At 70.9% G+C, this 21,705-nt stretch carries 18 protein-coding genes; 14 read left to right on the top strand and 4 right to left on the bottom strand.

Annotation, left to right across the window (positions count from 1 at the left end):
• Positions 1–85 precede the first annotated feature (85 nt).
• From ACR4XJ_RS14680 to ACR4XJ_RS14690, 3 genes are all read left to right on the top strand, one after another.
• Entirely contained in the window at positions 86–1,126 is a 1,041-nt protein-coding gene (locus ACR4XJ_RS14680) for a M15 family metallopeptidase (RefSeq protein ID WP_434755906.1), read from the top strand.
• The gene (locus ACR4XJ_RS14685) at positions 1,123–2,664 is read left to right on the top strand and encodes a M99 family carboxypeptidase catalytic domain-containing protein (protein ID WP_434755907.1); all 1,542 of its coding nucleotides are present in this window, start codon (positions 1,123–1,125) and stop codon (positions 2,662–2,664) included. The genes ACR4XJ_RS14680 and ACR4XJ_RS14685 overlap by 4 nt, the downstream gene beginning before the upstream one ends.
• A 292-nt stretch (positions 2,665–2,956) precedes the next feature.
• On the top strand, positions 2,957–3,760 hold the full coding sequence (locus ACR4XJ_RS14690; RefSeq protein WP_434755908.1) for a MarR family winged helix-turn-helix transcriptional regulator: 804 nt from the start codon (positions 2,957–2,959) through the stop codon (positions 3,758–3,760).
• Positions 3,761–3,852: 92 nt separating this feature from the next.
• On the opposite strand, the gene ACR4XJ_RS14695 is transcribed toward ACR4XJ_RS14690, so the two are convergent.
• Positions 3,853–4,857 carry a substrate-binding domain-containing protein gene (locus ACR4XJ_RS14695; RefSeq protein ID WP_434755909.1) on the bottom strand — a complete coding sequence of 335 codons (1,005 nt, stop codon included), beginning with the start codon at positions 4,855–4,857 and terminating at the stop codon, positions 3,853–3,855.
• 449 nt (positions 4,858–5,306) lie between these two features.
• Between ACR4XJ_RS14695 and der the strand changes: the two genes are divergently transcribed.
• From der to ACR4XJ_RS14725, 6 genes are all read left to right on the top strand, one after another.
• Positions 5,307–6,839: a ribosome biogenesis GTPase Der gene (der, locus tag ACR4XJ_RS14700; protein ID WP_434755910.1), complete on the top strand. Its 1,533-nt coding sequence runs from the start codon at positions 5,307–5,309 to the stop codon at positions 6,837–6,839.
• Between the two features lie 301 nt (positions 6,840–7,140).
• The gene (locus tag ACR4XJ_RS14705) at positions 7,141–7,899 is read left to right on the top strand and encodes a cache domain-containing protein (protein WP_434755911.1); all 759 of its coding nucleotides are present in this window, start codon (positions 7,141–7,143) and stop codon (positions 7,897–7,899) included.
• Between the two features lie 139 nt (positions 7,900–8,038).
• Positions 8,039–9,088: an ABC transporter substrate-binding protein gene (locus ACR4XJ_RS14710; protein ID WP_434755912.1), complete on the top strand. Its 1,050-nt coding sequence runs from the start codon at positions 8,039–8,041 to the stop codon at positions 9,086–9,088.
• Positions 9,076–9,855 carry a GTP-binding protein gene (locus ACR4XJ_RS14715; protein ID WP_434755913.1) on the top strand — a complete coding sequence of 260 codons (780 nt, stop codon included), beginning with the start codon at positions 9,076–9,078 and terminating at the stop codon, positions 9,853–9,855. Before ACR4XJ_RS14710 ends, ACR4XJ_RS14715 begins: the two co-directional genes overlap by 13 nt.
• Positions 9,852–10,676, top strand: a complete 825-nt coding sequence (locus tag ACR4XJ_RS14720; RefSeq protein WP_434755914.1) for an ATP-binding cassette domain-containing protein — start codon at positions 9,852–9,854, stop codon at positions 10,674–10,676. Before ACR4XJ_RS14715 ends, ACR4XJ_RS14720 begins: the two co-directional genes overlap by 4 nt.
• Before the next feature lie 185 nt (positions 10,677–10,861).
• Complete coding sequence (locus tag ACR4XJ_RS14725) at positions 10,862–11,581, top strand: alpha/beta fold hydrolase (RefSeq protein ID WP_434755915.1); 720 nt, start codon at positions 10,862–10,864, stop codon at positions 11,579–11,581.
• Positions 11,582–11,682: 101 nt separating this feature from the next.
• Here ACR4XJ_RS14725 and ACR4XJ_RS14730 read toward each other — a convergent pair whose 3' ends face one another.
• The 3 genes from ACR4XJ_RS14730 to ACR4XJ_RS14740 all read right to left on the bottom strand — a co-directional run bounded on the left by ACR4XJ_RS14730 (position 11,683) and on the right by ACR4XJ_RS14740 (position 14,910).
• Positions 11,683–12,180, bottom strand: coding sequence for a hypothetical protein (locus ACR4XJ_RS14730; protein ID WP_434755916.1), 498 nt, complete (start codon positions 12,178–12,180; stop codon positions 11,683–11,685).
• 194 nt (positions 12,181–12,374) lie between these two features.
• Complete coding sequence (locus tag ACR4XJ_RS14735) at positions 12,375–14,192, bottom strand: methyl-accepting chemotaxis protein (protein ID WP_434755917.1); 1,818 nt, start codon at positions 14,190–14,192, stop codon at positions 12,375–12,377.
• A gap of 325 nt (positions 14,193–14,517) precedes the next feature.
• Positions 14,518–14,910, bottom strand: coding sequence for a MucR family transcriptional regulator (locus ACR4XJ_RS14740; protein WP_434755918.1), 393 nt, complete (start codon positions 14,908–14,910; stop codon positions 14,518–14,520).
• Positions 14,911–15,336: 426 nt separating this feature from the next.
• On the opposite strand from ACR4XJ_RS14740, the gene ACR4XJ_RS14745 reads away from it, so the two are divergent.
• The 5 genes from ACR4XJ_RS14745 (at position 15,337) to ACR4XJ_RS14765 (ending at position 21,481) form a co-directional block, all read left to right on the top strand.
• Entirely contained in the window at positions 15,337–15,594 is a 258-nt protein-coding gene (locus tag ACR4XJ_RS14745) for a hypothetical protein (RefSeq protein WP_434755919.1), read from the top strand.
• On the top strand, positions 15,591–17,102 hold the full coding sequence (locus ACR4XJ_RS14750) for a cobyrinate a,c-diamide synthase (protein ID WP_434755920.1): 1,512 nt from the start codon (positions 15,591–15,593) through the stop codon (positions 17,100–17,102). Before ACR4XJ_RS14745 ends, ACR4XJ_RS14750 begins: the two co-directional genes overlap by 4 nt.
• A complete protein-coding gene (locus ACR4XJ_RS14755; RefSeq protein ID WP_434755921.1) occupies positions 17,093–17,836 on the top strand; it encodes a precorrin-8X methylmutase in 744 nt (247 codons plus the stop codon). The genes ACR4XJ_RS14750 and ACR4XJ_RS14755 overlap by 10 nt, the downstream gene beginning before the upstream one ends.
• Before the next feature lie 178 nt (positions 17,837–18,014).
• Positions 18,015–20,990, top strand: coding sequence for a DEAD/DEAH box helicase (locus ACR4XJ_RS14760; protein ID WP_434755922.1), 2,976 nt, complete (start codon positions 18,015–18,017; stop codon positions 20,988–20,990).
• Positions 20,987–21,481: a hypothetical protein gene (locus tag ACR4XJ_RS14765; protein WP_434755923.1), complete on the top strand. Its 495-nt coding sequence runs from the start codon at positions 20,987–20,989 to the stop codon at positions 21,479–21,481. Before ACR4XJ_RS14760 ends, ACR4XJ_RS14765 begins: the two co-directional genes overlap by 4 nt.
• The last annotated feature ends 224 nt before the right edge of the window (positions 21,482–21,705 follow it).

Consider the following 21,705-nt stretch of genomic DNA (forward strand, 5'->3'; position numbering starts at 1 on the left):
CTCCGTCCGGAGCATGCTCGCCACGCCTGACCGCGCCGGACACACCGCATCTGGGGCCACACTTTCGGGGGCACGCAACGGGCACATGAACAGACGACGGTTTCTCATCGCCGCGTGCGCTGGCGCGCTGCATCTGGCCGCCATGGGCACCGCCCTTGCCGGGCCTGCCGTGCGTCCCGCCCTGCGGCGCGGCGGCGGCCCCTTGGGGTCCGCCGCATCCGGCGCCGAAGCCTCCGCGCCCGGTGTATCCCCGTCCACCGCATCGGGCGCATCGGGCGCATCCCTTTCCGCCCAACCCGCGTCAGACCCCAAAAATTCCCGGCCGCCGCTGGACGACGACCTGGCCGTCCAGCAGACGGCCCACCCCGACGACCTGGACGTCCCCCCCGGCGTGGACGACGCCGTGCGCGACTACCTGTACAAGATGCGCCGGTTCGACAGCCCCCACCCCAGCGACATCACCCTGCCGCCGCACCGCATCCCCGTGCTGCGCGCCGCCACCGACAGGCTGGGACGGCTGGAACGCACCGTGGGGCACGGCTTCTTCTACCTGCTCGGCTTCGACGAGGCGGTGCGGGTGGCGCGCAACTACCCGGCCGTGGGAACCTTCAGCCCGCAGGAACTGGCCCTCATCGACGAACTGTTCCACGCCGACGCCTCGGCCTACGGGTTCATGGGCATGAAGCCGCTGAACTCGCTGACGGCCACCATTCCCGCCCGCGAGGTGCACAAGGTGCCGGGCATGGGCAACTACGTCTACCAGGGCGAGCCGCGCGCCACGTGGGAAACCATCCGCCGCCTGCTGGGCGAAGAGGTGGTGCTGACGTCGGGCGTGCGCGGCATCATGAAGCAGTTCCACCTGTTCCTCACCAAGGCGGCCGTATACGGCGGCAACCTGTCGCTGGCCTCGCGCTCGCTGGCCCCGCCGGGGTATTCGTTCCACGGCATAGGCGACTTCGACGTGGGGCAGCGCGGCTACGGCGCGCGCAACTTCACCTCCGCCTTCACGGCCACCCCGGTGTTCCGGCGGCTGGAAGAACTGGGCTACATCACCCTGCGCTACCCGCAGGACAACATGCTGGGGGTCCGCTTCGAGCCCTGGCACATCAAGGTCGCCACCGCATGACCACGTACCGCACCGCACCGCGCCCGGCCGCATTCCGCCACGGCGTCCGCCCCTGGCTGTACTGTCTCGCCGCGCTGCTCTGCCTGCACGCCGCGCCCGCCACGGCGGCATCCCCGGCCCAGGCCGGAAGGCCGGCAATCACGCAGGCCGTGGCTTCGGCCAGCCCCGCGCCCGCCGTCGTCACCGCCGCCGACCTGACCAAGGCCCCGCCGCGCCACACCGAACTGGACTTCAACCTGTACAAGCTGGGCACCGGCAGCGGACCCACCGTGCTGGTGGTGGGCGGCATCCAGGGCGACGAGCCGGGCGGGTTCTCGGCCGCGTCGCTGCTGGTCACCCACTACGCCATCACGAACGGCTCGGTGTGGGTGGTGCCCAACCTGAACTTTCCCAGCATGATCAAGCGCTCGCGCGGGCCCAACGGCGACATGAACCGCAAGTTCGCCGCCCTGCGCAGGGACGACCCGGAATACGACACCGTCTGCCGCATCAAGGACATCATCCTCGACAAGCGGGTGGACCTGATCCTGAACCTGCACGACGGCAGCGGCTTCTACCGCCCCAAGAACGAAGGCCCCATGCGCAACCCCATGCGCTGGGGGCAGAGCGTGATCATCGACCAGGCCACCCTGCCCGGCGCGCGCCACGGCGACCTTGCCGCCATGGCCCAGAAGGCCGTGCGCGAGGCCAACGGCGGCCTGCTGAGCCCCATGCACGAATACCACCTGAAGAACACCCGCACCGCCGAAGGCGACCGCGAGATGGAGAAGACCCTGACCTACTTCGCCATCCGCCACGGCAAGCCCGCCTTCGGCATAGAGGCCAGCAAGGACTTTTCCACCGAGCAGCGCTCGTACTACCACCTGCGGGTGCTGGAATCGTTCCTGCGCCAGGCGGGCGTGGGCTTCAGGCGCGACTTCGCCCTGACCCCGCGCGGCGTGCTGGCCGCGCTGGAGAACGACGTGGCCGTGGCCTTCTTCGACCAGCGGCTGTACCTGCCGCTGGACGACGTGCGCGCCTCGCTGGGGTACATCCCGCTCAAGAAGGGCGAAAAGCTCCTGTTCACCGCCTCCAAGCCCATCCTGGCCGTGGTGGACGAGGACGACGGCTACCGCGTGTTCTACGGCAACCGGGCGCTGACCCGCATCACCCCCGAATGGCGCGAGTACACCGACGGCCCCGGCTCGCTCTCGCTGGACGTGGACGGCCGCAAGGTGGTGGTGCCCTTCGGCCGCATGGTCACCGTGCGCGACACCTTCACCGTGCACCCCGTGGACGGGCACCGCGTCAACGCCATCGGCGCGCAGGTGGCCCGGCCCGGCGCGCGCGACGACAGCGAATGCGACGTGCCCATCCGCAAGAAGGACTTCCAGAACCGCTTTTCCATCGACAAGTCGGGCAACATCTACCGGGTGGAAGTGTACCGGGGCGAAAAGTTCGCGGGCATGATCCTGGTGCGCTTCGAGGGCGGGGCCAAGCCCGGCAAGCGCGACATGCGGCCGTCGGTGGCGGGCAAGGAAAGTCTGCTCGGCTACTGACCGCGCAAGGGTCTTTTTGCTTCTGCCTTCGTCAGAACATCTTTTTTTCAGGTCGAATACAGCAAGAGTATACTCCCTTCAAAAAAGGGCGTTCTTCCTCGGCAGAAACAAAAATCCCTCTTGCGCGCCCTTGCGATTACGACAGCCCCTGTCCACACCGGACGGGGGCTGTTATCGTTCCGGTCCCTTGCAAAAAATATTTCGGCACCTAATGAATTCTCCTTGACCGCGCACGGCGGATGCCTATACTCGTCTCATTAGGCACCTAACGAAAACACGCAAGGAGACATCCATGAACATTTCCACCACCGAAAAGCTGTTTCATCAGCTGCATTATTGCATGAACCTGCTGCACCGGGGCCACGGCCCGCACGGCCCACATGGGGGTCGCGGCGGCGCGCATCGCGGGCAGGGCCGCGTCCTGGCCCTGCTGGCCGAACAGGACGGGCAGAGCCCGCGCGACCTGGCCGCCCTGCTGCGCGTGCAGCCCCCCTCGCTCAGCGAACTGCTGGACAAGCTCTCGCGCGACGGCAGCATCGAGCGCCGCCGCCACGAGGAAGACCAGCGCATGAGCGCCGTGTTCCTGACCGACAAGGGCCGGGCCATGGTGGACGAGGTGCGCCAGGCCCGCAAGGACGCGGCGGAAGCCACCTTGACCGGATTGTCCGCAGAGGAGCAGGAGGCCCTTTCCCTGTTGCTGGACAAGCTCATCGCCTCGCTGGAGGCCAGGGACGGCGAAGACGGAGCCTGCCGCCGCATGGGCGGACATGGGCATGGGCATGGCCGGGGCCGGGGCGGCCACGGCTGCTGCGGAGGAGAGGATGCCGCGCCGCACGGCCATGAAGGGCGTGGCGGACATCATGGCCACGGTCCCCACGGGCATGGCTGCTGCCATGCGGCGCACGGCCCCGAAGGCCGCGCGGACGCGGAAGAAGGGCTCGGCGGCGGCGGGCATGGCCGTGGCGGGCGCGGCGGGCACGGCGGACGGGGACGGCACGGGCGGCACGACGGGTTCGGCCCGCATGGCCCGCGCGGGGCGCAGGGCCCGGACGCTGCCGGACCGGACGCTGAGGCGAATGCGGAACGCGACGCATAATCCCGGCGTGCATCCACTAAAGGGGCGCCCCGGCAACGGCCGGAGTGCCCCTTGGCGTTTTGGGAACAGGCCGCGCCCCGTCCGGCGTGGCCCTACGGCGCGTCGCCGGGGAACACCACCCGCCCGGCCCGGGACAGGTCGTACCCCTCGAAGCCGTCGGCCAGGGCGCGGAAGCGCGCGTCCACCAGCATGCCCAGGAACAGCTGCACCCCCCGGTCGAAGTACCGGGCGCGGGGCACCAGCAGGTCGAACCGTTCACGCTGCACCGGCACGAAGCCAAGGCCCAGCAGCCCGGCCACGGCGCGGATGCCGGGGGCGGCGTCGGCCCGGCCCGCCAAGACCTCGATGCCCGCGTCCAGATGGCGGCGCACCTCGGTCCCGTAGCCGGGAATGCGCGTGGGGTCGGCCCCCGTGCGGGAAAGCTCGGTGTCGAACAGCAGCCGCGTGCCCGTGCCCAGCGGCCGGTTGACCACCCGCAGCCCCTTGCGCACGATGTCGCCCGCGTCGCGCACGGCGTTGGGGTTGCCGGGGGCCACCAGGTAGCCCTGCTCGCGGATGCAGAAGTTGATCACCGCCGGGGCCTCGTCCAGTTCGCGCCGGGCGTGGCCGAAATTGTAGTCGCGGCCGGATTTTCCTCCGCCGCCCCCCGCGCCGGTCTGGACCGCGCCTGTTTGGGCCGCTTCGGGCCGGGCAGGCTCCGCCGCATGGCCGGGACCGCCCTCCATCAGGTGGCTGGCCGCCATGTGGCACAGCCCCTCGCGCATGGCCCGCAGGCCGCCCAGGCTGCCCAGGTTGGCGAAGGCCGCGATGTGGCCGGGGTTCAGGTCCGCGAACAGGCCCAGGGCCTTGTCCAGCAGCAGGTCGTTGCTGCCCGCCACCACCAGCACGCCGCCGCCCGGCTGCATGGTCCCGCCGGAGCGCTCCGGATGGTTCACGGTGTTGTTTTCCAGCCATTGCTCCACGAGATGCGCCGGGAACAGCCACTTGCCGGTCACCTTGGTGGCGGGCAGGCCCTTTTCGGTGATCAGGCTGTAGACCATCTTCTCGTTGACGCCGAGCACCTTGGCCACCTCGCGGGTGGAAAGCAGTTGCTTCATGGATGCGCCTCCTGCGGGCTTGCGGACGGGGAGCGGAGGGAGTGCGGCATGCATGGCCGGGCATGAGGAACCCGGACGGGGCGGGGCCGCGACGCCTTGGCGGCCAATGTAGCCGCACTCGGCGAGCGGTGCAACGCATCCGGCCCTTGCCATCATGCCGGGCTTGGGGTAATGGGCACACTCCCGTTACGCGCCCGTCATTCCAGGCTCTCGCCGAGCCTCGCCGAGCCTCGCCGGGCTCTCGCCGGACGCTCGTGGACGCGCCCGCCAGACAGCGGCGCACGGGCCTCACATGCCCCGCCCGGCCCGCATCCACCGGCACATCGAATTTTCCGCACGCACCCGTCCGGCCCCATGCGCCGCATTGCGCGGCGCGCCCCGCCGGGCTACGCTGTGCCCCAACGGCGGCCCCGCCGCCCCCCATATCATCCCCACAGTCCGAGAACGCCATGCCCATAGCCCAGCCCCCCGCCCCCACCGCGCCCGTCACCTCGCATCTGCCCAAGATCGCGCTGGTGGGCCGCCCCAACGTGGGCAAGTCCACCCTGTTCAACCGGCTCATCCGCGCCAACCGGGCCATCACCCACGACCGGCCCGGCGTCACCCGCGACCGCATGGAAGGCCAGGTGCGTTCGCGCGGCAAGCGCACCTTCGCCATCGTGGACACCGGCGGCATCACCCTGGACGCCCACGCCGCCGTGGCCGAAGGGCCGGAAGGCATCCGGGGCTTCGAGGCGGAAATCCTGCGCCAGGCGGAAGCCGCCATGGCCGAGGCCGCGGGCATCTGCCTGGTGGTGGACGGCCGCGACGGGCTGACCCCCTTCGACGAGCACCTCGCCGCGCACCTGCGCCGCGCGGGCAAGCCCGTGCTGGTGGTGGTGAACAAGGTGGACGGCGTGGAGCGCGAGGACGAAATGCTGGCCGAATTCCACGCCCTGGGCTTTCCGCTGCTGCCCGTTTCCGCCGCGCACGGGCACAACGTGCGCGCGCTGGCGGACGAGATGCGCGACATGCTGCCCGACGGGCCTGACGAGTTGGACGAGCCGGAGGAAGGTGACGAAGCGGGAGAAGCAGGCGACGCCGACGATTTCGGCCCCGCCCAGGACGGGGACGGCGCGGAAGACGAGGGCGCGGAATCCGGCGCACCCGCCGCCGAGACCAAAGGCCCCGCCTACGACCCCACCCACCTGCGCCTGGCCATGCTGGGCCGCCCCAACGCGGGCAAGTCGTCGCTGGTCAACGCCCTCAGCGGCCAGCAGCGCATGATCGTCAGCGACGTGGCGGGCACCACCCGCGACAGCGTGGACGTCAGCTTCGAGTCGGGCGACCGCACCATCACCTTCGTGGACACCGCCGGGGTGCGCCGCCGCTCGCGCATCACCGATTCGGTGGAGCGCTTCAGCGTCAACGCCTCGCTCAAAAGCACCACCAAGGCCCACGTCACCCTGCTGGTGCTCGACGCGCTGCAAGGGGTCACCCAGCAGGACAAGCGGCTGGTGGATCTGCTGGACGAGCGCAAGACGCCGTTCATGGTGCTGGTGAACAAGATCGACCTCGTGCCGCGCAAGCTGATGCCGGACCTGGAAGCATCGTTCAAGGGCATGCTGGAGTTCTGCCCCCACGTGCCGCTGCTGTATGTTTCCGCCAAGTCGGGCAAGGGCCTTGGCCCGGTGCTGCCCATGGCCGAGCGCATCCGCGCTGAATGCCACGTGCGCGTGGGCACCGGCCAGCTCAACCGGGCCATGGAAGAGGTGCTCACCCGCCACCAGCCCCCGGTGGTGCGCCGGGTGCGGCCCAAGTTCTTCTACCTGACCCAGGCGGAGACCAACCCGCCCACGTTCGTGTTCTTCGTCAACGATGCCGACCGCATCCAGACGCCCTACGCCCGCTACGTGGAAAAGGCCCTGCGCAGGATGTTCCGCATCGAGCACGCCCCCATGCGGGTGCGTTTCCGCTCGTCGCACAAGAAGAAGGGCGAATAGCGCCGCCCGGTCCGCCATCGGCGGGGCCGCGCCGGATACCGGAAACGCCCTCCCCAGCATTCTCCCGCCCCGCATCGGCTCCCTCTGGCAACAGAGGGCGGGCCGATGCGGGGCGGTTGCGTTTCCCTGTCCGCCATCCCCCCTCCCCCGAGACAGTTTTCTCTTCTGCCCCCTGCCACGCGGACAAGCCTTCACCTTGCGGCCCATCCCGGCTACAGTGCGGGCCGACAGGAGGCCCGCCATGTCCCAGCCTTCCCCTTCCCCGACGCCGTCGTTTCCCCCGCCTTTTCCCGAACAATGGATGGAAGTTACCCGCAGGCTGGCCGCCCGCTCCGGACGGATGCTCCGGTCCGCGCGCAGCGCCCTGGGCGGCTTTCTGGCGCGCCACGTGTCCGGGCGGGCCTTCTTCTGGGCCCTGCTGCCCGCCGCTGCGGGCATGTTCCTGACCCAGTGCACCATGGCTCCGTTGTCCGCCGTCACCGCCGCCCGCGAGCAGGTCCTGCTGGCCGAGGCCCGCGACAGCCGCCTGGCCGCCACGGTCACCGCGCTGGCCCAGGCCCTGGGCGAACTGGCCGCCACCCAGCCCGACGAGAACGCCCGGCGCGAACTGCTGGTGCGCGCGGTGGACCCGGTGCGTACCGGCGCCGCCCACTGGGACTACGTGTTCCTTTCGCAGGGCACCGTAAACGTGCACACCCCCACCCTGCCCGACGCGGGCGGCGTGGACTTCGGCGCGGCCACCGACATGCACGGGGTGCGCTTCGTGCAACACATGATGGACACGGCCCGCGCGGGCGGCGGCTTCACCGAATGGACGGCCGATATCGGCGACGGCCGCGCCGAGGCGCGCCGGGCCTACACCCTGGCCGTGCCCGGCACCGACTACTGGCTGGGCGCATGGGCTCCGGCGTCCGTGCAGCCGCCCGGCACGGCACAGTCCGGCCCCCCCACGCCGCGCGCCCTGGAATTCCACGCCCTGCGCCTGGGCTGGCTGGCCGCGCTGGGGCTGGCCCTGCTGGTGGGGGTGCTTGCCCGACGCCGCGAGGCCGCCCAGCGCTGATGCGCCGTATCCATGCAGCCCTGCGGCATGCCGCTTGCTGTCATCGATTCTTGCCCCGCGCCGCGACACTTTCGTCGCATGGCGCCACACACCGCGTTGCACGCGCCGTTTTTGTCGCTTCCGACACAGGAGCCTCCGCATGAAAAGCCTCGACGACCTCATCCAGTCAGTGAGCCGCATGGCCGATGAAGACCGCCAGCCCCCGCCCCCGGCGGACCTGCTGTTCTACGCGCCCTGCCCGGTAAAGCTGGCTGTGAAGGACGCCATCGACGCGCTGGCCGCCGCGCACGCGGCCACGGGCGACTCCCTTGCCGTGCACATTCCCATGGGCTGCACCTCGGTGGACCCGTACGACCCCCTGCACAGGGAAACCGACCCCGGCCACCTGCCACGGGTCATCGCCTCCATCGGCTTCGGCGACTTCTTCCGGCGCGGATTCGTTGAGCGTTTCGTCAACGCGGGCGTGTTCGCCGCGCCGCAGCCTGCGGGCGTCACCCCCATGCACCGCGCGGCGGGCATCGTGGACCCGGACGGGCACTACCTGGTCTACGGGCTGACCCCGTACATCTTCCTCATCGACCGCAAGCGCCTGGGCGACCTGCCCGTGCCCCGCCGCTGGGCCGACCTGCTGGACCCGCGCTACGCCGGGCAGGTGAACATGTGCGGCGACGGCGACGACATGGCCGACGCGGTGCTGCTGTCCATCCACAAGGACTTCGGCATGCAGGGCATTGCCCGGTTTGCCGCCAACACGCGCGGGCTCATGCATTCCTCGCGCATGGCCAAGTCCGGCGGCGCGCCGCAGGCCGGGGGCATCTACATCCTCCCGTACTTCTTCGCGGAAACCACCCGCCAGCCGGACCACATGCTGACCGTCTGGCCGGAGGACGGCGCGGCGGCCAGCCCCCTGTACATGCTGGCCAAACGAAACGCCCGGCCCCGGCTGGACCGGCTGGTCGACTTTTTCGCCACGGGGTTCGGACAGATGGAAAGCGCCCGCTGGTTCCTGCCGCTGACCGGGCCGCTGCCCCGAAGCCTGCCGCAGGGCGCCGCCATCAAGTGGATCGGCTGGGATTACATCCGCGCCATCGACATCACCGCCCTGCGCGACCGGCTGAACGGCGAATTCCGCCTGCTGGTGAAGGCGCGCGAGGGGCAAGGCCGGGGAGACGTGGCATGCGCCTCGTGACCGTGGCCGGGCCGCCCTCGTGCGGCAAGACAGCGGTGCTGTCCCGCGCCTGCGGGCTGCTGGCGGCGCGGGGGGTGCGCACGGCGGTGATCAAGTTCGACTGCCTGCAAACCCGCGACGCGGACGCCTACGCGGCGGCGGGCATCACCGCCGTGGCCGCGCTGTCCGGCGGGCTGTGCCCGGACCACTTCTTCGCCACCAACCTGGAAGAGGCCTGGGACTGGGCCGCCGGAACGGGCGCGGAGTGTTGCGTCATCGAAACCGCCGGGCTGTGCAACCGCTGTTCGCCCCACCTGCGCGGGGCGCTGGCCCTGTGCGTGGTGGACAACCTGATGGGCATCGACGCGCCGGAAAAGATCGGTCCCATGCTGCGTCTGGCGGACATGGTGCTGGTGACCAAGGGCGACCTGGTCTCGCAGGCGGAACGCGAGGTGTACCGCCACCGCATCCGCCAGATGAACGGGCGCGCGCTGATCCGCCACATCAACGGGCTGACCGGACAGGGCTGCCAGGAACTGGCCACGGTGCTGTCCCGCGCGCCGGACATCGCCACGGTGACGGACATGCGGCTGCGCTTCGCCATGCCCGCCGCCGTGTGTTCGTACTGCCTGAGCGAGACGCGCATCGGCGCGCGCTACCAGAAGGGCAACGTGCGCAAGGCGGAGTTCGCCCCCGTGCCCGCGCGCGATCCGGAAGGCGAGGCGGCCTACGCGGCTGGCGGACCGGGCGGCCCCCGCGAGCCTGGCGTATCCGGAGAGCGCCCATGACGTCCGCAACCCGCGCCACCGCCCCCAATCCGGCAGACACCGCGCCAGCGGCAGACAGTGACGCCCCGGTGCTGCGCACCCTCACCGTGCTGGCCGGGCACGACAAGTCGGGCCGCTCCGAACACGCGGACGTCACCTTCCGTCCCGGCGAGGTCACGGCCCTGCTCGGCCCCACCGGTTCCGGCAAGAGCCGCTTTTTGTACGACATCGAATCGCTGGCCGACGCGGACACCCCCTCCGGCAGGCGCATCCTGCTGGACGACGCCGTCCCCGACGCCGAACGCCGCTTTGCCCTGCAAGGACGGCTGGTGGCCCAGCTGACCCAGAACATGAACTTCGTGCTGGACATGCGCGCGCTGCCGTTCATCCGCATGCACGCCGAAAGCCGCGCCGTGCCCGACCCGGACGCCACGGCCCGCGCGGTGCTGGCGGCGGCCAACGACCTCGCTGGCGAGCCGTTTGCCGATGACGCCCACCTCACCCAGCTTTCGGGCGGGCAGTCGCGCGCGCTGATGATCGCCGACGCGGCCCTGCTCAGCTGGTCGCCGGTGCTGCTCATCGACGAGATCGAGAACGCCGGTGTGGACAAACGGCGCGCGCTGGACCTGTTGCTGCGCAGCGACAAGATCGTGGTCATCGCCACGCACGATCCGGTGCTGGCCCTGTCCGCCGACCGGCGGCTGGTGTTCGAGCACGGGGCCGTGCGTTCGGTGCTGCGCCGCACCACCGAAGAAGCACGCCTGCTGGCCCACGTTTCGGCCATGGAGGATCAGCTTTCCGACATCCGCGCCCGCCTGCGCCGGGGCGTGTCCGTGGCCTGAGGCCGGGGCACGGGCGGCGGACACCGCATCACCACGGGGCGGCGCGCGTGTCAGTGTGGCAATGGGCAGGCACTCTGGCTGCCGCGCTCCGTCCCATCACCACACCCTCGCGGTGCGGGCGCGGTCGCGCATGCCGCGTGCGCACCGTGCGCGCCGTCCCACGGAAGGGGACGAAAGGACGACACATGGACAACCGGGCAACGTTCGTGCTGGTGCACGGGGCGTTTCAGGGCGGCTGGGTCTGGGAGGAAACGGCGGAGGTGCTGCGGGCCATGGGGCATGCCGTGCACGTGCCCGCGCTGACCGGGTGCGGCCACCTGCATCATGGCCTGCGGCAGGGGGTTATCCTGTACGACCACGTCACCGACGTGCTGGACCACCTGCGCCTGCACGACGCGCGGAACGCGGTGCTGGTGGCGCACAGCCTGTCGGGCATGACCTGCGGGGCGGTGCTGGCCCGCGCGGCGGGCACGGCCCATGCCCCGCGCCGGGCGGTGTACGTGGACGCCATCATGCCGGAGCGGGGCCGCAGCTTCGTGGACACCGCCGGGCCGGGCCTGCGCACCATGCTGGACGCCCACCTGACCGATGGTTGGCGGGTGCGCCCCTGGCCGCTGCCCGCCTTCGGGGTGCCGGAAGGCAAGGCGGCGTGGTTCGCGGAGCGGCTGCGCGACTTTCCCGCCGCCGTGTTCGAAACGGTGTTCGAGGACGACTTCGCCCCCGCCCCGGCCACGATGTCCTTCATCGCCTGCCGAAACACCCCGGCTCCGTTCATCCGGGCCATGGCCGACAAGGCGCGGGGGCTGGGCTGGCCGGTGGACGAACTGGATTCCGGCCACATGCCCATGGTCAACTGCCCGGCGGAACTGGCCGCCCTGCTGGACGCCCACGCCCGGCGAGGCTGAGCAAAGCCGCGACGTCTGACGGCGGTTCAGGGCTCACGACACGCGGCGTCGGGCGATGCTGGCGCCCGGGGCCGCACGCGCGCGTGGGGGGGGGAGTGGGGTTACCCGTTGGTGCCGGTGGGCAGGCCCGGCAGCACCAGCGTGCGGGGTCCGGTCAGGCGGGCCTTGACCTTGCGGTAGGTTTCCGGCAGCACGCCGAAGCGGTAGGACCACAGGGCGCAGCGGTCGCGGGCGTCGCAGGTGCGCACCTCGGCCCGCTCGCCGCCGCAGCAGGCGATGCAGTAGCGGCGGACGGCCCGCACCGGGCGTTCGTCGGGCAGGGTCTGGACGATGAGCGGCAGGGCGCCGGGCAACGGGTTGCCGCCAGACGGCTCGCCTGATGAACCGGCGGGGGCTCCGACCACGGGGTCCGTGTCGGCATCGCCGTCCCCGGCGTGGTCGTGCCTGCCGCCGCCGGTCCCGCCGGTGAGGATGCCAGCCAGCCGCCACGCGTACAGGCCGCAGCCCGTGTCCGGGCACAGCCGCACCTCGCGCGCGACGCCGCCCTGGCAGTCCAGGCAGAAACGGCGGATGGCGCGGATGATCTTCACGTGCGACATGGCTCCTCACCTACACGGTTTCGCCCGGCCCCGCCACGGGTTTGTGCGCTCCGGACGGTGGTTTCCCGCCGTTGCCGGGGTCCGGTTCCGTCACCGGCCGCACCCCGGCGATCACCCCCGCCGCGCAAACGGCCCGCACCCTCCAGGGGGTACGGGCCGCGTTCATGCCGTCAGGCTCGTCAGGCTCACCGGGCTCACCGGGCTCCGGCCGAGCCGCTGGTCAACTGATCGATCTGCTTCTCCAGGGCCTTGGCCAGCCCGGCCAGCTTCAGCACGGCCCCGGCGGCCTGGTTCATGCCCTCGGCCGTTTCCGAGGCGATGCGGCTGATGTCTTCCACCGCGCGGTTGATCTCCTCGCTGGTGGCGGACTGCTGCTCGGCGGCGGTGGCGATGGAACGCACCTGATCGGAGTTCTCCTCCGAAAGGGCCACGATGCGCTGCAACGCCTGGCCGGATTCACGGGCCATGCGGGTGGCCTCGGTCACGGCGGCGGCCGCCGTCTCCATGCCCTTGATATTGTTGCGCGCCCCGGCCTGGATGGACTGGATGGCCTGGCCCACCTCCTTGGTGGCGTTCATGGTCTTTTCGGCCAGCTTGCGCACCTCGTCGGCCACCACGGCAAAGCCGCGCCCGGCGTCGCCCGCGCGGGCGGCCTCGATGGCCGCGTTCAGGGCCAGCAGGTTGGTCTGGTCCGCGATGTCGCTGATCACGTCCATGATCCGGCCGATGTCCTCGGCCTGCTTGCCGAGGGTGGTCATCTCGCCTTGCAGGGCCTGGGCCTGCTCGTGCACCTGGCTGATGGCGTCCACCGCGCCGCTGACCACCCGTTCGCCCTCCTGGGCCTTGGACCTGGCCTCGTCGGCGCTCTGGGCGGAACTGCCGGAACTGCGCGCCACCTCAAGGACCGTGGCGTTCATTTCCTCCATGGCCGTGGCCGTCTCGCCCGCGCGGGCGGACTGCTGCTCGGCCCCGGCGGAAACCTGCTCCACCTGGGCGGACAGGGCTTCGGCCGCCAGCGACACCTGCTGCGCGATGATCGACGCTTCCCCGGCCACCGAGGTCATGCGTTGCAGCAGGTCATTGACCCGGGCTTCCTGCTGACGGGCCTCGGCCAGGGCCGTTTCCGCGCGGGCGGCATGGGCGTCGGCGTCGGCGCGGCGCTGGTCGGCCTCCTGCATCTTCTGCTTCAGGTTGCCCACCATGGTTTCCATGGCGGCCTTCACCTCGCCCAGTTCCGAGGCGTAGTCGCCCTCGGCGCGGGCATCCAGCGCGCCCCCGGCCACCTGCCCGGCAAACTGGCGGATGCGCTGCAACGGGCCGATGATGCCCCGGTTCAGGACCACCCAGATCACCGCGAACAGCAGCGCCAGCACCAGCATGGTCCACCCGGCCACGGCCATGCGCGCCTGCATGACCTGCTCGTGCGCCTTTTCCAGCGAGCTGATGACCACGAAGGCGCCGTGGGTCTCGCCCACCTTCCAGCCTTCCTTGGTGCCGCCCACCACGTCGGGCTGCCCGGCCGGGTCGCCGTGGCAGAACAGGCAGTCCTTGGTCAGCTTGATGGGCCGGAAATAATAGATCTTGTCCGGCGTGTGGATGACCTTTTCCGTCAGGTTGGCGCGCTCCATCTCCTGCATGGCCGAAAGTTCCAGCGGCGTCGGCGTGTTGGCCGGGTTGCGCGGCTGCACCTTGGGCGCGCGGAATTCGTAGCCCGCCTGCGCGGCGTTCTGGGCCGCCATGCGCATGGCGGTGACCACGGGCACCGCATCCATGACCCTGTCCTTGGGCAGTTCGTCCAGCGGGCGCATCAGCCCGATGTCGAGCTTGCGGCCCATCTCGTTGCGGGTCGCCTCGGCCATGAGCACCACGGCCCGGCTTTTCTGGAGGATCGCCTCTTCAGCCCCGGTACGGATGTCGTCCACGCGCTGCCAGGCCATGATGGCGGCCACGATGACCGGGCCGGCCAGCGCCACGATGAGGATCTTCCACTTCAGGCTGAGATCGCGGAACATAACCCCTCCCAGGGATGACGGAACAATGCGCGCCGGGTGTTCACGGCGCGCCTCACGCGGGCGTAGCGCCATCGGGAATCACCGTCAACAAGCCGGAACGGGAATTCCCCCGGGCTCCTTGCAAGAGCCTTTCTTCATGGATGCTTATCGGCGGAACGCCGGGCAGGACTTTAGCCGGGGAACGCGATTTTCCGGCGATGATCCGCATCGCTCGCCGGAATACCGCCCGCGCCCGGCGGGAGGGGGCGGGAAGAAGGGCATCGAACCGGCCATGAAAAACGCGGGCGCCACACAGCGCCCGCGCCGTCCCTGACCGTTCGCCGGGCTACGCCCCGCGGCGCTCCCACAGCTTCATGTCGCGCATCTTCTTGCGACGTTCGCGCTGCAGCGACTTGCAGACCAGGGGAGTGCCCTTCTTGTAGCCGCACTTCTCGCGGTACGTTTCGGGGGTGAAGCCGTGCGTGGCCAGATGCTTCTTGGTCAGGATCTTGAACGACTTGCCGCACTCGCAGCAGGTGATGGACTTTTCCTTGATGGCCTTCTTGGGGTCCATGCCGGCGCCATCGCCGCTTTCGGGCAGCGCACCACCTTCGCTCAGGGTCCGGATGCCTTCCGCAAGGCGCCGGACCATGGTGGTGATCTCGTCTTCGGTCATGGTCCGGACACCGGCCTGAGCCTTCACGATGTCCAGAGCCTCTTTCAGATAACTCTCCGTCATTGCCGCTCCTTTGATGTTTCATGAACATGAGGCGTGCACGATACTCGTTCCGAACCTACGACAATCCTTCCTTCGCGGTCAACCACAATCGGATGCGTCCGCATGCAGCGCGGCGAACCGCATATCGAAGCCCGGCAGCGATGCACGCACGACACGGATGATGCAGAGTGCCCACTGACGCAGTGGCAAGCGCAACCTTGCGACATGTACGGCTGCCTGCACGAATGGGCCGGGGCGAACCACGGGGGCGTTGCGCTCGCCGCGCGCCATGCGGCATGCCCGTTGCGGCGGCGCGGCCCCCATGCGGACAGGCACTGTTGTGCGCCGCGCCAATGCCTGCGTTCCGGCGGCGCGGGGTTCCCCCGCACCCTGTGGACCTTCGCCGCCAAAGCCCGTACCATGCGGCAAACCCATCGGGAGCCCCGCATGAAGTACATCATCTTCGAGGACTTTTCCGGCCACCCCGTGCCGTTCATCTTTCCGCACCGGGTGGACCACGCGGACATGCGCGAACAGCTGCCCTACACGCGCGTGCTGTCCGCCGGTTACGTGGACATGGTGGACGGCGCGTTCCGCTGCCACGGCGGCGCGCCGGAGTTGCAGGTTTCGGCCCGGGCCGGGGACGCGGCCATCATCGCCGCCAAGTTCGCACCCCGCATGCCCGGCGAGGCCGACATCGCATGACCCGCCCGGCGGCGCCCCACGCGGCGCCCGCGCGCCTGCCCGTCCTTGTGGTGGCGGGCACCCACAGCGGCTGCGGCAAGACCACGGCCACCCTGGCCCTGCTGGCCGCCCTGACCCGGCGCGGCCTGCGCGTGCAGTCCCTGAAGGCCGGGCCGGACTACATCGACCCCGGCCTGTACGCCGCCGTCACCGGCCGTCCGGGCTGGAACCTGGACGGCTGGATGTGCGGGCCGGAGGGGGTGCGCCGCTCGTTCGCCCGGGCGGTGCGGGCCGGAGAACCGGACGCCATTCCCGATATCGCCGTCATCGAAGGGGTCATGGGCCTGTTCGACGGCGCCTCGGCCGAAGGGGGGCAGGGTTCCACGGCGGAAGCGGCCGCCCTGCTGGACGCCCCGGTGCTGCTGGTGGCCGACGTGCGCGGCATGTCGCGCTCGGTGGCGGCGCTGGTGGCGGGCTACACCCGGTTCGACCCGGCCCTGCGCTTTGCCGGGGTGGTCTGCAACCGGGTGGGCGGCCCCGGCCACCGCGACCTGCTGCGCGGGGCGCTGACCGCACACTGCCCGGACGCGCCCCTGCTGGGCCTGCTGGCCCGCGACGAGGCCGTGGCCCTGCCCTCGCGCCATCTGGGCCTGGCCCAGGCCCACGAGCACCACTGGACGGACCTGACCGCCCGGCTGGCCGACTGGTTCGAGGCCGGGCTGGCCGCAGCCGGGCAAAGCCTGGACGGCCTGCTGGCCTGCTGCGCGGCCATGGCCCCCGAACCCCCACGGCCCGCCGCGCCCGCCACCCTTCCCCCCGCCACCGTCACCGCCACGCACCTGACCGAAGGCGCACCGCGCCGCGTGCGCGTCGGCATCGCCCGCGACGCGGCCTTCTCCTTCCTGTATCCGGAAAACCTGTTCCTGGTGGAGGCGGCCGGGGCCGAGCCGGTGTTCTTCTCGCCGCTGGACGGCGCGGAACTGCCCCCCGGCCTCGGCGGGCTGCTGCTGCCCGGCGGCTACCCGGAACTGCACGCCGCGCGCCTGGCCGCCAACGGCCCCATGCTGGACGCCGTGCGCGCGTTCGCCGCGCTGGGCCGCCCGGTGCACGGCGAATGCGGCGGGTTCATGTATCTGATGCGTTCCATCACCGATGCGGCGGGCGTCCGCCACGCCATGACCGGCTGCCTGCCCGCCCGTTGCCGCATGGACGGGCGGCTGCGCTCCCTGGGCTACCGCGAGGCGCACACCCTGGCCCCGTCCCCCTTCGGCCCGGCGGGCACGGCGCTGCGCGGCCACGAATTCCACTATTCGCACCTGGAGCCCGGCGCGCCCGGCGACGATCCCGCCGCTCCGGCCGTTCCGGCATGGACCCTGCGCGACCGCAACGGCGCGCCGCTGGGACCGGAAGGGCTGCGCGCGGGTTCCGTGTCCGGCTCGTACGTGCACCTGCATTTCGGCTCCAACCCCGATGCGGCGCGCGCCTTCGTGGCCGCCTGCGCCGCCCCCGGAGACATCGCATGCCCCTGACGCCAGACCCCGCCCGCCCGCCCGCCACGCACCCGGACGCCGCCCGTTCCGCCGACGCGGACCCGCGCCTGCAACCCGCCTTCACCCCGGACGCCATAGAGGCCCGCTCCTTCGCCATCATCGACGAAGAGGCCGGAGAGCCCAAGCCCTTCGCGGGCCGGGCCTGGGAAATCGCGCGGCGGCTGGTGCACACCTGCGCCGACTTCGACATCCTGCCCCACCTGCACCTGCCGGACGCGGCCATCGAGGCCGGGGTGGCCGCCCTTGTCCGGGGCTGCGCCATCTACACCGACACGGAAATGGCCCGCGCGGGCATGCCCCTGCGCCGTCTCGACCCGCTGGGCTGCACCATGGCCTGCCTGCACGCCCTGCCCGGCACGGCGGAACGCGCGCGGGAACGGGGCACCACCCGCGCCCGCGCGGCCATGGAACTGGCCGGGGACCGGCTGGGCGGGGCCATCGTGGCCGTGGGCAACGCCCCCACCGCGCTGCTGGCCCTGCTGGACCATCTGGGGGCGGGCGGCCCGCCCCCGGCGCTGGTGGTGGCCATGCCGGTGGGCTTCGTCAATGCGGCGGAATCCAAGGAACTGTTTCTGGAACAGGCCGCCGCCCTGACGCAATATGGCCCGCACGGGCTGCCCTGCCTGGCCCTGCGCGGCCGCAAGGGCGGCTCGCCCCTGGCCGCCGCCACCGTCAATGCAATGGCGGAAATGGCCCTGCGCATGAAAGATTGACGGCACGCCCGCATCCCCCGGCATACTCGGGCGCACCGCTTCAAAACAAGCGGGGGTCCGCGCCTCACGTTCTTGCGCAACGGGCACACCCTTTGCTATTCTGGTCGACAGGCATTCCGCTCCCTCGCCGGAGCGACGCCACACCGCGCCGGCCCAGCCGGTCCAACAAGGAATCTGCATGACCCACGATCCACGCCTCGAGGGCGACGCGCACTCGGCTGCCGACACCGGCGAAGCTCCTTCGTCCGCGCCCGGCGCATCCGACGTGCCCGCCCCCGCCGTCACCGACGTTCCCGGCACCCCCGACGTTTCCGTCGCCCCCGAATCCCCGGCCGCCGCAACCGCCGCCCCCCCCACCGAAGGCGATCCCGCCGAAATTTCCGCAGCCGACGCCGCCCCCGATACTTCCGCTGACACTCCCCCCGACACTTTTGTTGGCGAGGAAGACCCGGCCCTGCGCCTTGCCGCGGAGATCACCCGCATCGACGAGCCCGAAGACGCGCTGCCCCCGGTGGCGCTCACCGACCTGCCCCCCGTGGTGCAGGAGGCCGCCGCCCGCGCCGGGTGGACCAACCTGATGCCGGTGCAGACCCGCGCCCTGCCGTACATCTTCGCCAAGCGCGACCTGATGGTGCAGTCGCGCACGGGCAGCGGCAAGACCGGGGCCTTCCTGCTGCCGCTCATCGAGCGCCTTTCCCCCGACGAGGCCGCCGTGCAGGCCCTGATCCTGGTGCCCACGCGCGAACTGGCCCTGCAGGTGGAATACGAGGCCCGCATGCTGTTCGAGGGCACGGGCCTGAACGTGGCTGCCGTGTACGGGGGCGTGGGCTACGGCAAGCAGATGGACGCCCTGCGCGAGGGCGCGCACCTGGTGGTGGGCACCCCCGGCCGCGTGCTGGACCACCTGCTGCGCCGCACCATGAACCTGGACCGCATCCGGGTGCTGGTGTTCGACGAGGCCGACCGCATGCTGTCCATCGGCTTCTACCCGGACATGAAGGAAATCCAGCGCTACCTGCCCAAGCGCCGCATTTCCGCCTATCTCTTCTCGGCCACCTACCCGCCCCACGTGCTGAACCTGGCGGGCGAATTCCTGAGCGAACCGCGCATGCTCAGCCTGAGCCACCAGCAGGTGCACGTGGCCCAGACGCAGCACCTGTATTGCGAAGCCAGGCCCATGGACAAGGACCGGGCGCTGGTGCGCATCATCGAGTCCGAGAACCCCACGGCGGCCATCATCTTCTGCAACACCAAGGCCAACGTGCATTACGTGACGGCGGTGTTGCAGGGCTTCGGCTACAATGCCGACGAGCTTTCGGCCGACCTTACGCAGGCCAAGCGCGAGCAGGTGCTGGGCAACCTGCGCAAGGGCGGGGTGCGCTTCCTTGTGGCCACCGACGTGGCCGCGCGCGGCATCGACATTCCCGATCTTTCGCACGTGATCCTGTACGAGCCGCCGGAAGACCGCGAATCGTACATCCACCGCGCCGGGCGCACCGGCCGCGCCGGTTCGGCGGGCACGGTGATCTCGCTGGTGGACATCATCCAGAAGCTGGAATTGCAGCGCATCGCCAAGCACTACAAGATCGACATCCAGCATCGGCCCACGCCCGACGACGAGTCGGTGGCGCGCATCGCCGGGGACCGGCTGACCGCCCTGCTGGAGGCGCGCCTGCGCGCCCGCACCGGGCTGGAACGCGAACGGCAGCAGCGCTTCGCGCCGCTGGCCCGCGCCCTGGCCGGTGACGACGAGCAGCTTTCGCTGCTGGCCATGCTGCTGGACCAGTACTACCAGGAAAGCCTGCACGCGGCCCCGCCCATGCCCGCCACGGCCCCCGCGCCCCGCGCCGAACGGCGTCGGGAAGAGCGACGGGACGAGCGCCGGGACGACAGGCGCGAAGAGCGCGACGGACGCGACGGACGCCGCCGCGACCGGGACCGCCGCGATGAACGGCGTGACGAACGGCGGGACGAACGGCGCGATGAACGCGACGGGCGCGATGCCCGTCCCCAGCCCGTGACCGGGGACATCGAGGCCGCCACGGACGAGACCGCCCGCGCAGAGGGCGCGGAACAGCGCACGGAACCCCGTGAGGACGGGCAGGCCCCCCGCGAGGGACGCCGCCGGTCGCGGCGCGGCCGTGGCCGCAAGCGCCGCCGCGAGGCCGAGGCCCTTGCCGCGCAGGAAGGCGCTCCGGACGCTGGAGCCCCGGAATATCCTGATGACGGCATGGACGACGATGGGGCGGACAGCGGCCTGACCGACACCCCGGAAACGGCCGTGGCCGACGCTCCGGAAGCGCCCAGGCAACCCCGCGAACCACGGACGCCCAAGGCCGCCGCTCCCGCCGCAGCGGACGCCGACGACGCCGGGGCGGAAGACATCCCCACAGACAAACCCGGCACTGACAAGCCCGGAACTAACAAGCCCGCCCCCGACAAGCCCGGCAGGGCCAAACCCGCGCGCCCGGCCCGGGGCAAGGCCACCGGCCGTGCCGCCAAGGCCGATGCCGAAAAGGCCGACGCGGATACCCCCGATGCCGCATCCGCCGATACCGATGCAGAGCCCGCCGACGACGCCGAAGCCAAGCCCGCGCGCGGCGCGCGGCGCGGCAGGGGCAAGGGCGGCAAGGTCGAGCCCGCCAAGCCCGAAAAGGGCAAGGCCGCGCCCCGTGGCAAGACCCCCGACGAGGACGATGACGACGGCATGCCCCTGCTGCTGGAAGACTACCTGAGCGAGGACGACGACCGTCTGGACGACGTGCGCGCCTCCTCGGCGGCGGTGGGCAGCGTGTTCGGCCAGCGGCTGCCCTCCGGGACCAGGGCGCAGGCCCCGTCCAGGGGCAAGGCCCCCGCCAAGGGCAAGGCGGCCCCCCAATCGGCCCCCAAGGCGGCCCCGGTACAGCCCGTGCTGACCGATGCGCTGGGTGGCGGCGACGACCTTGACGACGGTCTGGACGACGAGTTCGACGACGCGCCCGACGGGCACGGCCCCGAGGACGCCGCCCCCGGTAACGCGGCCACGCCCGCCAAGCGCCGCAGACGCCGCCGCCGCAAGAAGCCCGCCGGGACGGCCCCCGAAGGTGAAAGCCATGCGGACGGCGAGGGCCATGCTGATGGTGCGGCACACCACGCGGAGGCCGACGCCGAATGAGCGCCGGTCCACTGCCGGGCATGAGCGCATCGCCCGCCTACACCATCGACGAGGTGCTGGACAACTTCGCCGCCCTGCTCGATTCCTTCGACTTCACGCCGGAAATCGACGCCATGGGCATCGGCCGCATGCAGTTCCTGCGGCGCAAGCGCGCGCTGCAGGACCTGCGGGCCCTGTTCATCGCCCTGTGGCGGCTGGCCCTGCGCAGATCGTTTCCGGACGACTTCGGGGTGATCTTCGAGACGTTCCTGGAACGCTTCCAGCAGGCCCCGCCGCGCAATGCCGCCCGCAAGGAGGCGGCCGCGCTGGCGGAAAAGGTGCGCGCCTACGTGGACATGCTGGAACACAAGGGCGACGCCGACTTCTCCGAGGCGGCCCACCACCTGGTCTCGCTGCTCTCGCTGGGCGACGCCGAGGCCAAGGCCCTGCGCCTGCGCCTGGCCCTGCACATCCGCTCCACGTACAAGCTGATTTTCGACAAACTGATCTAGAGGCACACAAAACCAAAGGGGAGGAACCGCAAGGTTCCTCCCCTTTTCATTTCCAACGCACTCGCCTCGTTGCATGCCTGCAAAAGCGGCCTCACCTCGTCTGCGCATGAAGGCGCAAGGAGGATTTTTGTTCTCTGCTAAGGAAGAAGTCCTTTTTTATGCAGGGAGCGCACTCTTCCGTGCGTGACCGGAATAAAAAAGACTTCTGACGAGGGCAGAGGGCA

Source organism: Nitratidesulfovibrio sp. D1, from assembly GCF_051133415.1.
Taxonomy (GTDB): Bacteria; Desulfobacterota; Desulfovibrionia; order Desulfovibrionales; family Desulfovibrionaceae; genus Cupidesulfovibrio.

Excerpts from the sequence above, each read along its gene's own strand:
- ACR4XJ_RS14680 (WP_434755906.1), top strand. The coding sequence starts at position 86 with ATGAACAGACGACGGTTTCTCATCGCCGCGTGCGCTGGCGCGCTGCAT.
- ACR4XJ_RS14685 (WP_434755907.1), top strand. The coding sequence starts at position 1,123 with ATGACCACGTACCGCACCGCACCGCGCCCGGCCGCATTCCGCCACGGC.
- ACR4XJ_RS14690 (WP_434755908.1), top strand. The coding sequence starts at position 2,957 with ATGAACATTTCCACCACCGAAAAGCTGTTTCATCAGCTGCATTATTGC.
- ACR4XJ_RS14695 (WP_434755909.1), bottom strand. The coding sequence starts at position 4,857 with ATGAAGCAACTGCTTTCCACCCGCGAGGTGGCCAAGGTGCTCGGCGTC.
- der (WP_434755910.1), top strand. The coding sequence starts at position 5,307 with ATGCCCATAGCCCAGCCCCCCGCCCCCACCGCGCCCGTCACCTCGCAT.
- ACR4XJ_RS14705 (WP_434755911.1), top strand. The coding sequence starts at position 7,141 with ATGGAAGTTACCCGCAGGCTGGCCGCCCGCTCCGGACGGATGCTCCGG.
- ACR4XJ_RS14710 (WP_434755912.1), top strand. The coding sequence starts at position 8,039 with ATGAAAAGCCTCGACGACCTCATCCAGTCAGTGAGCCGCATGGCCGAT.
- ACR4XJ_RS14715 (WP_434755913.1), top strand. The coding sequence starts at position 9,076 with ATGCGCCTCGTGACCGTGGCCGGGCCGCCCTCGTGCGGCAAGACAGCG.
- ACR4XJ_RS14720 (WP_434755914.1), top strand. The coding sequence starts at position 9,852 with ATGACGTCCGCAACCCGCGCCACCGCCCCCAATCCGGCAGACACCGCG.
- ACR4XJ_RS14725 (WP_434755915.1), top strand. The coding sequence starts at position 10,862 with ATGGACAACCGGGCAACGTTCGTGCTGGTGCACGGGGCGTTTCAGGGC.
- ACR4XJ_RS14730 (WP_434755916.1), bottom strand. The coding sequence starts at position 12,180 with ATGTCGCACGTGAAGATCATCCGCGCCATCCGCCGTTTCTGCCTGGAC.
- ACR4XJ_RS14735 (WP_434755917.1), bottom strand. The coding sequence starts at position 14,192 with ATGTTCCGCGATCTCAGCCTGAAGTGGAAGATCCTCATCGTGGCGCTG.
- ACR4XJ_RS14740 (WP_434755918.1), bottom strand. The coding sequence starts at position 14,910 with ATGACGGAGAGTTATCTGAAAGAGGCTCTGGACATCGTGAAGGCTCAG.
- ACR4XJ_RS14745 (WP_434755919.1), top strand. The coding sequence starts at position 15,337 with ATGAAGTACATCATCTTCGAGGACTTTTCCGGCCACCCCGTGCCGTTC.
- ACR4XJ_RS14750 (WP_434755920.1), top strand. The coding sequence starts at position 15,591 with ATGACCCGCCCGGCGGCGCCCCACGCGGCGCCCGCGCGCCTGCCCGTC.
- ACR4XJ_RS14755 (WP_434755921.1), top strand. The coding sequence starts at position 17,093 with ATGCCCCTGACGCCAGACCCCGCCCGCCCGCCCGCCACGCACCCGGAC.
- ACR4XJ_RS14760 (WP_434755922.1), top strand. The coding sequence starts at position 18,015 with ATGACCCACGATCCACGCCTCGAGGGCGACGCGCACTCGGCTGCCGAC.
- ACR4XJ_RS14765 (WP_434755923.1), top strand. The coding sequence starts at position 20,987 with ATGAGCGCCGGTCCACTGCCGGGCATGAGCGCATCGCCCGCCTACACC.